This window comes from Mycobacterium sp. IDUB_3 (assembly GCF_055419585.1).
On the sequence record NZ_JBVAXZ010000002.1, the window covers coordinates 99,549 to 112,323 of the forward strand.

Here is a 12,775-nt window from a genome sequence, read left to right on the forward strand (position 1 = left end):
ACGGCGTTGCCAGCCGGGGTCGGTGACCCGGCGGCGATCCCCATGGCGCAGAATCCTCACCCGTGGACCGGCCTGGTGGCGGTGAATCAAGAGGGCCACGTCAACTGCCGTTGGCGTCGGCCGGTGCGCGCTGGCTGATCGCCGCGGCTGTCCTCGGTTCGGGAATTGCGCTGCTGGACGCGACCGTGGTCAACGTCGCGCTGCCTACCATCGGCAGGGAGCTTGGTGGGGGTCTGACCGGCCAACAGTGGGTCCTCGATGGCTACCTGTTGACGCTGAGCGCCTTGCTCCTCTGCGGAGGCGCTGCGGGCGACCGGTACGGCCGGCGGCGCGTCTTTCTTGCAGGACTGGTGGTTTTCAGCGTGGCTTCTCTCGGCTGCGGTTTGGCGCCGACGATCGGATGGCTGATCGGAACTCGGCTGGTGCAGGGTGTCGGCGCGGCGGCGTTGGTGCCCGGCAGTCTTGCACTGATCGACGCCGGCATCACCGACAGCGACCGCGGTCGTGCCGTCGGTCTGTGGGCGGGCATGTCCGGTGTGACGACGGCGCTGGGTCCGTTCATCGGCGGCTGGCTGGTCGACGCGGCGTCGTGGCGCTGGGTTTTCCTCTTGAACCTTCCGTTGGCCGTCGTGGTGGCATGGATCGCGACGCGGCATATCTCGGAATGTCACGATCAAACCGCACGGGGCGGCCCCGACATACCCGGGACTGCCGCCGTCACGGTCGGCCTGGCGGGGGCGATCTTCGCGCTGATCGAGGCCCCTTCGCGCGGTTGGACATTCGTGACTGTCACCCCGGCATTTGTGGGCCTGACGGCGTTGGTCGCTTTTCCCCTGATTGAACGGCGCGCACGGTCACCGCTGTTGCCCCCGAAGCTTTTCCGCTCAACGCAATTCGTCGGCGCCAACCTCACCACCTTGGCTGTGTACACGGCGATCGGCGGTGCGTTGTTTTTGTTGACGCTGCAGCTGCAACAAAGCCTGAACTACTCTGCCCTCGCGGCCGGGCTGGCGACGTTGCCGATGACGATCATCATGATGATCGGCTCCCCGTTCGCCGGTGCGTTAGGGGAGCGGACCGGCCCCAGGCTGCCCATGACGGTCGGCCCGTTCGTCGCTGCGGGCGGTCTGGCGTTGATGGCGCGTATCGTGCCCGGGGCAACTTACCTGGCTGTAGTCCTGCCCGCGGTGGTTATCTTCAGCGTCGGCCTGGCGATCACTGTGGCGCCTCTGACTGCAGCCGTTCTCTCTGCTGTTCCCGACAGCTATGCCGGGACGGCTTCGGGTGTCAACAACGCGGTTTCGAGGATCGCGAACCTTCTCGCAATCGCCGTGTTACCAGTCGCAGCCGGGATCGACGCAGCCCCCGGGACGCCGCTGGGCCCCGGCTTCTCGCTGGCGATGATCATCGCCGCGGCCGTATGTGTGGTCGGCGGAAGCGTCGCGCTGGTGACCATTCGCACCGGCGCCGACTTTGCGCATCAGTTGGTGCCGGGCATCAACCACGCCTGTCAAGACCCGTCCACCCGGCGACCGGCCAACCGCGCGCCCGACACTGTGTAGGTCTGCGACAGGAGCCAACGGATCGTTGGTTGCCACGGCGGATAAGCCAGCCGGTCAGTGGGCGCCGGTCAAATTCAGTGTGACCACTCCGGCGATGATCAGCGCGACCCCGGCGATCTTGGTCGCAGATATCGGGGATCCCAGGAACAGCACAGCGATCAGCACGATCAGGGCGGTACCGATCGCGGACCACAACGCGTAGGCGACGTCGGTCTGTATGCCGCGCGAAATCGACACCGCCAGCAGCGCGAAGGAGACGGCATAACCGATCAGGCACACCACGGTCGGCCACAGTCGGCTGAAGCCGTCGGTGCTCTTGAGCAGGCTGGTCGCTATCACCTCGGCGAATATGGCGCCGAGGAGAAAGAGATAGGTCAAAACGCCTCCTTGCATACCCGGGTACACGTACGTATTTACCTGACGGGGAGGCGATGGACGTCGTCTTCCAGCCGCCGACGAAGGGTCGCGAACAGCCCCGACATCACCACGATCGTGCTGGCTGACAGCGCGCACTGCCACAACATGGCGTCCAGCCGGCATCGGTTGTGGCGTCGTCTGCTCGCCTGGGCCGCCACCGTAACCTTGCCGGCGTGATGAATGGGCTCGACCGGAGACTCGCCCGCTACGCCCCTGCGGTGCTCAGCCTGTTTCGCTGCGTCTATGGTTTGCTCTTCGCCGCGTACGGGTCGAGGAGCCTTTTTGACTGGCCCGTCCGCTCGTCCGTTCATATCGGGTTCGGCGTCTGGCCGGAGTGGTACGCCGGGTTGATCGAAATCGTCGTGGGTCTGCTCATCGCCGGCGGGTTGTTCACCCGCGCCGCCGCGCTCGTCGCCTCGGGGGAGATGGCGGTCGCTTACTTCTTGATTCATCAATCCAAGGCCCTTTGGCCGGTCGGCGATCCGCCTGCGGGCAATGGCGGAGCTTTGGCGATCCTGTTCTGCTTCGCCTTCTTCCTGCTGGTCTTCTCCGGCGGCGGCGCCTACTCGCTCGATGCGCTACGAAAGGCGCACAGCCCAGGCTTCCCCTCGACTGGCGATAATGGCATTCTCTGATACGGAGAAGCTGTTTCCAAAGGACGGGTTCGGAGAGGTTGACGATGAGCGCACAACGCTGCGACGGAATGGTGGCCCTTGTCACCGGAAGCAGCCGCGGCCTGGGCAGGGCGATCGCCGTGCGGCTGGCCGAACGCGGGGCCACGATGGCATTGACCGCCCGCACGATGGACCCCGATCCGAAGTATCAGGGGTCGCTGAGCCAGACGCGCGACGAGATCGTCGCCGCGGGCGGGAAAGCCATTGCGGTCCAAGCCGATCTGTCCCGATCCGAAGACCGGGAACGTCTCTTCGCCGAGGTGACCGACGCCGTCGGCGCGCCCGACATCCTGGTCAACAACGCCGCGGTGACGTTCCTGCGGCCCCTCGATGAGTTTCCCGAGCGACGCGCCCGGCTGATGATCGAGATGCACGTGCTCGGGCCCCTGCATCTGTGTCAGCTGGCGATACCCGCGATGCGCGAACGTGGACGCGGCTGGATCTTGAACCTGACCTCGGTGGGCGGCGACCTGCCGCCCGGGCCACCGTTCTCGGAGTTCGACCAGACCGCCGGCTTCGGCATCTACGGCACGGCCAAGGCCGCGCTCAACCGGTTGACGAAAAGCCTTGCGGCCGAACTCTATGACGACGGCATCGCGGTGAACGCCGCCGCCCCGTCCAATCCGGTGGCCACGCCCGGCGCCGGCACCCTCGATCTGGCCAAGACCGACACCGAGGACATCGCACTGATCACCGAAACGGCGTTCCGGTTGTGCACGGGTGATCCGAAGACGCTGACCGGGCGCGTCGCACATACCCAGCCTTTCCTCGCCGAGGTGGGCTGGACGAGGACCGGCCCGCTGACCGGATGAGCAGAGCCGAGCTCGACCCCACCGAGCTGGGCCGGCGACTCGACCGCGCCCGCGTCGCCGACGTGGTCCCGCTGTCCGGGGGAGCCTCCAGCCTGACCTTCGCGGGTACCAGGGACGGCCAACGCGTGGTGATCAAGGTGGCCCCGCCGGGGGTCGCACCGGTCGCGCATCGCGACGTGCTCCGTCAGGCCCGCATCATCAAAGCGCTTGCCGCGACCAGTGTTCCGGTGCCGGCGGTGCTGTGGGAGGACGCGGGGGATCCGCCCGGCACGCCGCCGCTGTACGTGATGTCGCACATCGAAGGCGATTGTGTGGAGCCGTTATTCGATGGCTGCCCACCGGTGTCGGGGCTCGGCGATCGGTACCGGAACGCGTGCCGCGCCATGGCCGCCCTGCACAGGCTCGCGCCGAGCGACCTCGGGCTGGGCGACGAGCCGGTAGTCGACCCGGTCGCCGCAGTCCACCGGTGGTCCGGCACACTGCGGACCGTCGACCCGGCGCTGGTGCCCGACTGGCCGAAAGTGCGCGACGCGCTGCTGGATTGCGCACCGGGCGCGATGGCGCCCCGGGTGGTGCACGGTGATTTCCGGCTGGGCAACCTGCTCGCGGACGGGGCGCGCATCACCGCCGTCATCGACTGGGAGATCTGGTCGATAGGCGACCCCCGCCTCGATGCGGGCTGGTTTTTGATCAACTGTGACCCGGACACATACCGGCGGGTTAGCGCGCCCGATGGCATGGTGCCATCTATCGCCGAACTCGCCGAGTTATATGGGTCTGAGTTGGGTTGCGACGTCAGCGATTTGGGGTGGTTCACCGCGCTGGCGTGCTTCAAGTCGGCGGCGACCTGGTCGCTGATCGTCAAACACAATCGCCGGCGGACCGCGCCGCGGGCCGAATTGGAAGCCATGGCAGCGGTTTTGCCGAGACTGCTCGACCGTGCCGGGTCGATGCTGGCTTAGCGCCGGTATTACTGGCAGCGCACCAAGAGATTTTCGCAGATCATCCCGACGTCACCCGTGTCGTTCACGGGCTGGCCCTCATTGGACGGGTTGGTCCAGGTGGTCGGGAACGGGCTCCATACCTCGTCGATCCCCGGCGGTTGCGGGCGCGGATCGACGTTCGGGTCCGCGTGCGCGATGCCGGCTCCGCTCGCCAGGGCGATGGCCGCCGTCGCGCAGAGCAACAGTCCGCGAACGCGCGTGCGAAGCGTCATCGCCGCCTCCTCGGTTTCGGCCGGGATTGTTGGCTTTTCGACAGCCAAGTCTACCCGTGCCCCCATATCGCGTAACAGTCACAAACGCACAACGACTTCGAACGGCCACCCAGCAAATTTCGCTACTCGAATTGCCGGGTGCGTACGGTGACGCCCGTGAGGCCCATAGCTGTGGTCGTTCGTCGCGCGATGGTGGCTGCCGCCTGCCTGGTCATTTCGTTGCCCACGGCGGCCACGACGGGTGCAGATCCCGATGTCGCCCCTGCCGCTGCGGAAGCGGCGCCGGACGCCGAGGGAGCAATGCCCTCGAATCCTCCCGCAATCCTCCATACTCCCGATGGCTGGACCCTGGGTCTGGGCGCCAGGGACGAGCAGCAGGTTCCGGTGGCGCCGTTGACCACCGCTGTTTCGTCCCGTGAGTATCTCGCCAGCGGGATATTCGTCGGGTCGCTGGTGGGACCGGGACAGCCTCAGGGCGTCCTCGAGGTGGGTTACGAGATCGGTTGTGGAATCGACATGAGCACATCCGACGGCGTCACGATCGGCGGTACCGCCGGCGTCACCCCGGGCGTGACGGGCCCGGTGACCGGTGTGCCGTTCGACCTGCTGCCGTTGGTTCTTTTTCCCACCGCGGGTGTGCTCAATGTAGGCCTCAAGCCCGGCCTCGTGGTTGTGGTGCCAGTAGTCAAGAAACAGTTCCGGGGCCCGAATCCCTGGGTGATGGTCAGCAACTTCCACGTCAAGATCGACGGGTGCGTGGGCGAGTCGTTCATCCGTTCCTATGCGGTGCTGAACCGGGTGACCGACGAATCCGACGTGGTGCTGTCCTACGCCGGCGTCACCAAGAAAGTCTGAGAGGGCTAGCCGCGGGGAATGCCCGCCAGCTTGTCGGCGAACTTGGCCTCGGCGGCCGCGCGCAACCGCAGCAGATGTTCGGAGGGAAACAGATCGGGCGCGGGTTCACGGTCCCTCAGCAACAGCCTGGCGAGCGTGACCTTGTGCACTTCGGTCGGACCATCGGCGAGTCCGAGCACGAACGACTCGACCAGGTACTGCACGAACGGCATCTCGTGGGTGGTGCCTAATGACCCGTGCACCTGAAGCGCCCGCGACGACACGTCGTGCAGGACCTTCTGCATCATCGCCTTCACCGCCGAGATGTCGGCCCGCACGGCCTTGTAGTCGTTGAATTGGTCGATCTTCCAAGCCGTTTGAAGCGTCAGCAGCCGGAACGCCTCGATCTCCATCCACGAGTCGGCGACCATTTCCTGCACGAGTTGCTTGTTGGCCAGCGGCTCGCCCTGGGTGTAGCGTGAGACCGCCCGCTCGCAGATCATGTCGTAGATCCGGCGGACCAGGCCCACGGTGCGCATCGCGTGGTGAATCCGCCCGCCGCCCAAGCGAGTCTGCGCGACCACGAATGCCCCGCCGCGCGGGCCCAACATGTGATCGGCCGGCACGCGGACGTCTTCGTAGCGGACATAACCCTCACGTCCACCGCCGGTCGGCTGGTAACCCAGCCCGACGTCGCGCAGCACGTTGATCCCGGGGGTGTCGCCGGGAACGACGAACATCGAGTAGCGCTCGTAAGGTGGCGCCTCCGGGTCGGTCAGTGCCATCACGATGATGAACGACGCCATCGAGGCGAACGACGAAAACCACTTCTCCCCGTTGATGACCCAGTGATCGCCGTCCTGCACCGCGGTGGTGCGAAACACCTTCGGGTCGGCCCCGCCCTGCGGCTCGGTCATCGAGAAACACGAGATGATGCGGTTGTCCAGCAGCGGCTCGAGGTAGCGCTCCTTGAGCTCCGGTGTGCCGTAGTGCGCCAGGATCTCGCTGTTGCCCGAATCGGGCGCCTGCGAGCCGAAGACGATCGGCGCGCATTCCGAGCGGCCCAGGATCTCGTTGAGCAGCGCCAATTTCACCTGCCCGTAACCCGGACCGCCCAGGTGCGGGCCAAGGTGGGTCGCCCACAGCCCGCGCCTTTTCACGACCTCCTGCAGCGGCGGGATCAGCGCCTGCCGCACCGGGTCGTTGAGGTCGTGGGATTCCTTGACTATCAAATCGATCGGCTCGCACTCCTCGCGCACGAAGCCTTCGACCCAGTGCAGTTGTTCTGCCCACTCCCGGTCGGTGGCGAAGTCCCACGACATCTGTTACCCCTTCTTGCTCTGCGCCACCACGCCTGCGTCTTCCAGCTCGGTGATGGCCGTTGTGTCGAAACCCAGTTCGCCCAACAGCGCGCGGGTGTGATCGCCCGGCAACGACGGAGATGCCGGCGCGGCCGGACGGGTTCGGGAAAAGCGTGGCGCCGGAGCGGGTTGCGTGATGCCGCCGAGCTCGATGAACGTCTGCCGCGCGGTGTTGTGCGGATGCCGTGGCGCCTCGGTCAGCGAAAGCACCGGTGCCGCACAGCATCCCGGGGTATCGAGGAGACGCTCCCACTCGTCGCGGGTCTTCTCGGCGAAGCGCGCAGCCAGCGTGTCCCGGTGGGCGGCCCACGCCGCCGGGTCGCCCTCGTCGTGGGGCACATCCACGTCGAGCCGAGCGCACAGTTCGGCGTAGAACTTCGGCTCCATCGCGCCGACGGCGATGTGGCCCCCGTCGGCCGTCGCATAGGCGCCGTAGAAGTGCGCGGCGCCGTCGAGCAGATTGTCCTGACGCCGGTCGCGCCACGTGCCGGCCGCAAGCATCCCGAAATACGGTGCCAGCAGGGTTGCGACGCCGTCGACCATCGCCACGTCGAGGACCTGACCCACACCCGACTCGCGGGCCTCGAGGATCGCGCTGAGCAGCCCGACCGCCAACAGCATTCCGCCGCCGCCATAGTCGCCGACGAGATTCAGCGGCGGCACCGGTGATTCGGCGGTGCCGATGGCGTGCAGGGCGCCCGTCAGCGCAAGGTAATTGATGTCGTGACCCGCATGACCGGCTAGCGGCCCGTCCTGCCCGTAGCCGGTCATGCGGGCGTAGACCAAGCGGGGATTGCGTTCCCGCAGCGCGTCCGGTCCGATACCGAGGCGTTCGGCCACCCCGGGCCGGTACACGTCGACGAAGGCGTCGGCCCCGGCGGCCAGTCGGTGGACAAGGTCGCGGCCGCGAGGATCCTTCACGTCGGCGGCCAGTGACCGCTGGCTGCGCCGGACGGTGTGGTCGACGGGCACCGGGCCGTCCACGCCGGCCAGGCCGTCGATGCGGATGACGTCGGCGCCCAAGTCTCCCAACAGCATTCCGCAGAACGGTGCGGGCCCCAATCCGCCCATCATGACGATGCGCACGCCGCGCAGGGGTCCGGTCATCAAGACCACTTCTTGCGGCGATCGGCCGCCTCGTCGGTGGCGTGGGAGATCAGCTGATTGCGGTTTTCCAGTTCCATGGCCGACGCCAGGCTGGTGGCGTCGGTGTTGACCTGAAGGGCGCGCTTGGTCAGTTGGGCTCCGAGTGGGGCATGGCTCGCGATCAGCGACGCCAATTCCACCGCACGGTCGGCCAGCCGGTCCGGATCGACGACCTCACTCACCAAACTCCGTCGGTCGGCCTCGGTCGCCGACACGGTGCGCCCGGTGAGCATCCAGTCGGCGGCCACGCTGGTGCCGACGATGCGCGGCAGGTGGTAGCTCATGCCCATCTCGGCGCCCGAGAGCCCGAGCAGGATGGCGGCGTTGCCGAATGACGCTGCAGCCGAGCAGATTCGGATGTCGGCGGCCAGGCACAGCGCCAGTCCCGCGCCCACGCAGGGGCCGTTGACCGCGGCGATGACGGGCTGAGGCAACGCGTGCACCGCTTCGGCGAGGGCGGCCATCCGCTCCTGAAAACGCATCCGATCCAGCGCGGGCGCGCTCGCATCCAGCATGGAGGGGCCGAAGTCGCGCATGTCGATGCCCGCACAGAACCCGCGTCCGGCGCCGGTCAGCACGGCGGCGCGCACCGAGCGGTCGGCCGCCAAATCGTTGAGCACGTCCAGTAATTCGGTCTGCATAATCTCGTCGATGGCGTTGAGCCGCTGCGGGCGATTGAGCCGCAGAATGACGACACCATCGGCGGGCCGTTCGAGCTCCACGGTGTCCGGCATGCTCACACCCGCTCGATGATCGTCGCCGTGCCCATCCCGCCGCCGGTGCACATGGTGACCAGTCCCGTTGTCAGATCCCGGCGTTCGAGCTCGTCCAGCACGGTGCCGATCAGCATCGCGCCGGTGGCGCCGATGGGGTGCCCGAGCGCGATCGCGCCGCCGTTGACGTTGACCACCTCGGGGTCGATGTCGAGATCGCGCATGGTCTTGAGCGGGACGGCGGCGAAGGCCTCGTTGATCTCCCAGAGATCGATGTCGGCGACGGTCATTCCGGCCCGTTCGAGGCATCGCCGAGCGGCGGGTCCGGGTGCGGTGAGCATGATGACCGGTTCGCTGCCGATGGCCGCGGTGGCCCGGATCTGCGCTCGCGGCGTCACCCGATGGGTGTGCATCCAGTTCGAGGAGGCCAGCGCCACCGCCGCGGCTCCGTCGACTACCCCGGAGGAGTTGCCCGCATGATGCACGTGATCGATGCGGTCGATGCCCGGGTAGCGCTGCAGGCAGATCTCGTCGAACGTGCGCTGCTCACCATCGGCACACGCGGTGCCCATCGCAGCGAAGGCCGGTTTGAGGCGGGCCAGCGACTCGGTGGTGGTGCCCGCGCGGGGATGCTCGTCACACGTGATGCAACCGTGCGGCGTCGGCACGTCGACCAGCGAACGCTCGAAGCGTCCCTGCTCGATGGCAGCGGCGGCCCGGCTCTGGCTCTGTGCGGCGTAGGCGTCGACGGTCTCGCGGCTGAATCCCTCCAGGGTGGCGATGAGGTCGGCCGAAATACCCTGCGGAACAGTCGGATACAGCGCACGAAGGTCGGGGTTGTTGCCGTCGATGGTCGGGACGCCGGCCGTGACGTCCCAGCGTGACATCGACTCGACGCCGCCGGCGATCACCAGATCCTCGCTGCCCGCGGCGATGCCGGAGGCCGCAACGGTCACCGCCTGCTGGCCCGATCCGCAGAATCGGCTCAGCGTCATCCCGGGAACGCTCTCGGGCCAGCCGGCCAGCAGCACCGACAGGCGGGCGATGTCGTCGCCGTGGTCTCCGGACAGGATGCCGTTGCCGGCGATCACGTCGTCGACGTCGGCCGGGTCGAACCCGATCCGCTCCTCCAGCGCGGTGAGACACCGGGCGAGCAGGGCTTGCGGGTGCACACCGTGCAGTCCACCGTCGGGGCGGCCGCGCCCGCGGGGCGTGCGGACCGCGTCGAGAATCCAGGCGTCGATGATGGACTCCGATCGTCGTGGGTCGGGCGTTACCGGGGTCGGGGCGGGGCCGGCACAGGTCACCCGCGATCGTAATCCGTCTCTCGACTGCGGAGAACTACCTTCTCCAAAATGGCGAAGCTGTTCTCACTCGGCGGTGAGAAACGACGGGTTGCGCTGGTCTGGTCACAGGCGCCCCGCCAGTCCCCAGTGGAGGTGATGGGGTCTTTGCCCGCCTTCGAGCGACAACGCCGTGGCCGGCGGGGCGCGGTGGAGTTGTCGTGCAAAGGCGGGCACTCGGCACTGCGGTCCCGCGGCGTGAGGGGAGTGCGCGGTTCTTCGCGGCGTGGGAACCGGGCGTGCTGCCGCAAGTGCGCGGCTAGGGATCAGCCTTCGAAATCGGTGCCGCTGGTGAGCTGTTCCCACTTCTGGATCTCGGCCGCCCGCGCGTCCGCTGTGTAGCGATAGGCGGCCAGCGCGTCGGGCCCGAGCAACAAAAACGCCGGCGGCTCAGGCGACTCGACCGCGGCGATGATGGCGTTGCCGGCCTTGGCGGGGTCACCGGGCTGATTGCCATGCATGGTGTCGTTTTCCTTGCGACGCCGTCCCGCGGTGGCGGCGTAGTCATCGATGACGGTCGCCGACTGGACCAGTGAGCGGCCGGCGAAATCGGTGCGGAACGCGCCGGGTTCGACGATCGTCACCGAAATGCCCAGCGGGACAAGCTCACCGCGAAGGGCTCCGCTGATGCCTTCGATCGCGGCCTTCGCAGCCGAGTAGTACCCGGACCCCACCGGGGTCAACTGGGCGCCGATCGAGGAGATGTTCACGATGGCGCCGCTGCGCCGCGCCCGCATGCCGGGCAGCACCGCCTTGATCATGGCGACGGTGCCGAAGAAATGCGTCTCGAACAGTGCGCGGACGTCGGCGTCGTCGCCCTCCTCGACCGCGGCGCGATACCCGTAGCCGGCGTTGTTGACCAGCACGTCGATGTTGCCGAACCGCTCGACCGCCTGTCGTACGGCCGAGGCGACCTGCGTGGGATCGGTGACATCCAGGGCGGCGGCGAGCACCCGCTCGGGTGCGGTCTCGACAAGGTCGGCGACCGCAGCGGCGTCCCGCGCGGTGACGACGGCGTTGTGGCCGCCGCCGATGACGGCCTCGGCGAGCGCTCGACCGATCCCGGTCGAACACCCGGTGATGAGCCAAGTGGACATGATCGTTTCCCTTCGCCTCAGTCGGTCAGCGCCCGGCCCACAATCAACGGGTCAGGCTCGCCCACCACCTCATGGTCCTTATCGTCGTAGTCGGTTTTGGCGAGCAAGTAGCGCATGGCGTTGATCCGGGCCCGCTTCTTGTCGTTGCTTCTGACCACGATCCACGGGGCGTCGTCGGTGTCGGTCGCCTCGAACATCGCTTCCTTCGCCGCGGTGTAGTCGTCCCATCTGTTGATCGACTCCATGTCCATCGGCGAGAACTTCCAATTGCGCACGGGGTCGACCAACCGGATGGCGAACCGGGTGCGTTGCTCGGCGGGCGACACCGAAAACCAGAACTTCGTCAAGCTGATCCCGTTGTCGACCAGCATCTGTTCGAAAAGCGGTGCCTTGTCGATGAATTCGGCGTATTGCTGTGGGGTGCAGAATCCCATCACCCTCTCCACGCCGGCGCGGTTGTACCACGACCGATCGAACAAAACGATCTCGCCGCCGGCCGGCAGGTGGCAGATGTAGCGCTGGAAATACCACTGCGTTTGTTCACGTTCGCTGGGCTTATCCAGCGCCACCACCCGCGCGCTGCGTGGATTGAGGTGTTCCATGAACCGCTGAATGGTGCCGCCCTTGCCGGCGGCATCACGTCCCTCGCACACGATCACGTGCCGGCCCCCGGTGCGTTTGGCGTGATTTTGCAACTTCAGCAGCTCAACTTGTAGTCGCCGCTTGAGCCCCTCGTATTCGTCCCGCGACATCCGGTGGTCGTAGGGGTATCGCTCGCGCCAGGTATCAATGTGATTGCCCTCCCGGTCGAGCAAGACCGGTTCGTCGTCGTCGCGGTCGTCGACGGTGTATCCGTGTTCGGGAGTCGACAGGGCGTCCAGATCTATCTCGGTCATACTCCGACGCTTACCCGCGGCCCGCGACGCTTAGTCTTCAAAAGCCGGTCCGTCGAACCGATCACGAGTGATGAACTCCGCGACCGGCCGGCGGCGCAGTTTGGTCAGCTGCCGCACCGGTTTTCCCAGCGGCACGACGGCGGCCACCGCGTGCCGATCGGGGATGCCGAGCAGTTCGCGGACGTGTTCTTCGGCCGCGATCGCCATCGTCGTGATCGTTCCGCCGTAGCCCTCGCTACGCGCGGCGAGCAAGATGTTCCAGATCAGCGGGTAGACCGAGGCCCCGCCGGCGATGCCGACGCGGTCCAGATTTTGATCGATGGCGGCGACGACGGCAAGGTCCACCGAAACCACAAGGACGACAGGGGCTTTGGCGATCGGCGCCACGAACGTGTCGGGGATCTCGGTCGCCTCGATGACGTCTTGCGGCACGCCGCTGGGATGAACTGAATTCCAAGGGTTTTCATCCGCCTGCAACTGGGCGAAGTAACGGCGAGCGGCGGGCTTGCCGAGTTCGGCCAGTCGGCGGCGGACCGTTTCGTCGCGCACCACGGTGACATGGGCGCCCTGCCTGTTGCCGCCGCTGGGAGCGAACCGGGCATTGTCGAAGATGCGCTCCAGCACCTCGTCGGGCAATGGATCGTCGGTGAATTCCCGCGCCGCGAAAGTTGTTCGCATCACGTCGTATAACTGCATGGCGGGCG

14 protein-coding genes and 1 pseudogene are annotated in these 12,775 nt (G+C 67.0%); 6 read left to right on the plus strand and 9 right to left on the minus strand.

Going from position 1 to position 12,775, the window contains the following annotated elements; translation table 11 throughout:
* Nucleotides 1-62 precede the first annotated feature (62 nt).
* A complete protein-coding gene (locus tag ACZYVJ_RS21300; RefSeq protein ID WP_463833185.1) occupies nt 63-1,562 on the plus strand; it encodes an MFS transporter in 1,500 nt (499 codons plus the stop codon).
* 54 nt (nt 1,563-1,616) lie between these two features.
* Here the strand turns inward: ACZYVJ_RS21300 and ACZYVJ_RS21305 are convergent, their stop codons facing one another.
* Entirely contained in the window at nt 1,617-1,940 is a 324-nt protein-coding gene (locus tag ACZYVJ_RS21305) for a DMT family transporter (protein WP_463833186.1), read from the minus strand.
* A 90-nt stretch (nt 1,941-2,030) separates the two neighbouring features.
* Here ACZYVJ_RS21305 and ACZYVJ_RS21310 point away from each other — a divergent pair.
* From ACZYVJ_RS21310 to ACZYVJ_RS21325, 4 genes and pseudogenes are all read left to right on the plus strand, one after another.
* Nucleotides 2,031-2,156: pseudogene (locus ACZYVJ_RS21310) on the plus strand (alpha/beta hydrolase); the annotation flags it as partial.
* Entirely contained in the window at nt 2,153-2,614 is a 462-nt protein-coding gene (locus ACZYVJ_RS21315; RefSeq protein WP_463833187.1) for a DoxX family protein, read from the plus strand. The pseudogene ACZYVJ_RS21310 and the gene ACZYVJ_RS21315, both read left to right, overlap by 4 nt.
* 44 nt (nt 2,615-2,658) lie before the next feature.
* The gene (locus tag ACZYVJ_RS21320; protein WP_463833188.1) at nt 2,659-3,465 is read left to right on the plus strand and encodes an SDR family NAD(P)-dependent oxidoreductase; all 807 of its coding nucleotides are present in this window, start codon (nt 2,659-2,661) and stop codon (nt 3,463-3,465) included.
* Nucleotides 3,462-4,427: a phosphotransferase family protein gene (locus ACZYVJ_RS21325; RefSeq protein ID WP_463833189.1), complete on the plus strand. Its 966-nt coding sequence runs from the start codon at nt 3,462-3,464 to the stop codon at nt 4,425-4,427. The genes ACZYVJ_RS21320 and ACZYVJ_RS21325 overlap by 4 nt, the downstream gene beginning before the upstream one ends.
* Before the next feature lie 8 nt (nt 4,428-4,435).
* Here the strand turns inward: ACZYVJ_RS21325 and ACZYVJ_RS21330 are convergent, their stop codons facing one another.
* Nucleotides 4,436-4,681, minus strand: a complete 246-nt coding sequence (locus tag ACZYVJ_RS21330; protein WP_463833190.1) for a hypothetical protein — start codon at nt 4,679-4,681, stop codon at nt 4,436-4,438.
* 171 nt (nt 4,682-4,852) lie between these two features.
* Here ACZYVJ_RS21330 and ACZYVJ_RS21335 point away from each other — a divergent pair, with 171 nt between their 5' ends.
* Complete coding sequence (locus ACZYVJ_RS21335) at nt 4,853-5,536, plus strand: MspA family porin (protein WP_463833809.1); 684 nt, start codon at nt 4,853-4,855, stop codon at nt 5,534-5,536.
* Nucleotides 5,537-5,541: 5 nt separating this feature from the next.
* Here ACZYVJ_RS21335 and ACZYVJ_RS21340 read toward each other — a convergent pair whose 3' ends face one another.
* The 7 genes from ACZYVJ_RS21340 to ACZYVJ_RS21370 form a co-directional block, all read right to left on the minus strand.
* Nucleotides 5,542-6,837, minus strand: coding sequence for an acyl-CoA dehydrogenase family protein (locus ACZYVJ_RS21340; protein ID WP_463833191.1), 1,296 nt, complete (start codon nt 6,835-6,837; stop codon nt 5,542-5,544).
* A 3-nt stretch (nt 6,838-6,840) separates the two neighbouring features.
* Nucleotides 6,841-7,983 carry a CaiB/BaiF CoA transferase family protein gene (locus ACZYVJ_RS21345; protein WP_463833192.1) on the minus strand — a complete coding sequence of 381 codons (1,143 nt, stop codon included), beginning with the start codon at nt 7,981-7,983 and terminating at the stop codon, nt 6,841-6,843.
* Nucleotides 7,983-8,756 carry an enoyl-CoA hydratase/isomerase family protein gene (locus ACZYVJ_RS21350; protein WP_463833193.1) on the minus strand — a complete coding sequence of 258 codons (774 nt, stop codon included), beginning with the start codon at nt 8,754-8,756 and terminating at the stop codon, nt 7,983-7,985. The genes ACZYVJ_RS21345 and ACZYVJ_RS21350 overlap by 1 nt, the downstream gene beginning before the upstream one ends.
* Before the next feature lie 2 nt (nt 8,757-8,758).
* The gene (locus ACZYVJ_RS21355) at nt 8,759-9,967 is read right to left on the minus strand and encodes an acetyl-CoA C-acetyltransferase (protein ID WP_463833810.1); all 1,209 of its coding nucleotides are present in this window, start codon (nt 9,965-9,967) and stop codon (nt 8,759-8,761) included.
* A gap of 377 nt (nt 9,968-10,344) precedes the next feature.
* Complete coding sequence (locus tag ACZYVJ_RS21360) at nt 10,345-11,175, minus strand: oxidoreductase (protein WP_463833194.1); 831 nt, start codon at nt 11,173-11,175, stop codon at nt 10,345-10,347.
* Between the two features lie 17 nt (nt 11,176-11,192).
* On the minus strand, nt 11,193-12,071 hold the full coding sequence (gene ppk2 / locus ACZYVJ_RS21365) for a polyphosphate kinase 2 (RefSeq protein WP_463833195.1): 879 nt from the start codon (nt 12,069-12,071) through the stop codon (nt 11,193-11,195).
* A gap of 30 nt (nt 12,072-12,101) precedes the next feature.
* Nucleotides 12,102-12,767 carry a nitroreductase family protein gene (locus ACZYVJ_RS21370; RefSeq protein WP_463833196.1) on the minus strand — a complete coding sequence of 222 codons (666 nt, stop codon included), beginning with the start codon at nt 12,765-12,767 and terminating at the stop codon, nt 12,102-12,104.
* Nucleotides 12,768-12,775: the final 8 nt, after the last annotated feature.

Coding starts and splice junctions, on each gene's coding strand:
- ACZYVJ_RS21320 (WP_463833188.1), top strand. CDS start 2,659: ATGAGCGCACAACGCTGCGACGGAATGGTGGCCCTTGTCACCGGAAGC.
- ACZYVJ_RS21325 (WP_463833189.1), top strand. CDS start 3,462: ATGAGCAGAGCCGAGCTCGACCCCACCGAGCTGGGCCGGCGACTCGAC.
- ACZYVJ_RS21330 (WP_463833190.1), bottom strand. CDS start 4,681: ATGACGCTTCGCACGCGCGTTCGCGGACTGTTGCTCTGCGCGACGGCG.
- ACZYVJ_RS21340 (WP_463833191.1), bottom strand. CDS start 6,837: ATGTCGTGGGACTTCGCCACCGACCGGGAGTGGGCAGAACAACTGCAC.
- ACZYVJ_RS21345 (WP_463833192.1), bottom strand. CDS start 7,983: ATGACCGGACCCCTGCGCGGCGTGCGCATCGTCATGATGGGCGGATTG.
- ACZYVJ_RS21350 (WP_463833193.1), bottom strand. CDS start 8,756: ATGCCGGACACCGTGGAGCTCGAACGGCCCGCCGATGGTGTCGTCATT.
- ACZYVJ_RS21360 (WP_463833194.1), bottom strand. CDS start 11,175: ATGTCCACTTGGCTCATCACCGGGTGTTCGACCGGGATCGGTCGAGCG.
- ppk2 (WP_463833195.1), bottom strand. CDS start 12,071: ATGACCGAGATAGATCTGGACGCCCTGTCGACTCCCGAACACGGATAC.
- ACZYVJ_RS21370 (WP_463833196.1), bottom strand. CDS start 12,767: ATGCAGTTATACGACGTGATGCGAACAACTTTCGCGGCGCGGGAATTC.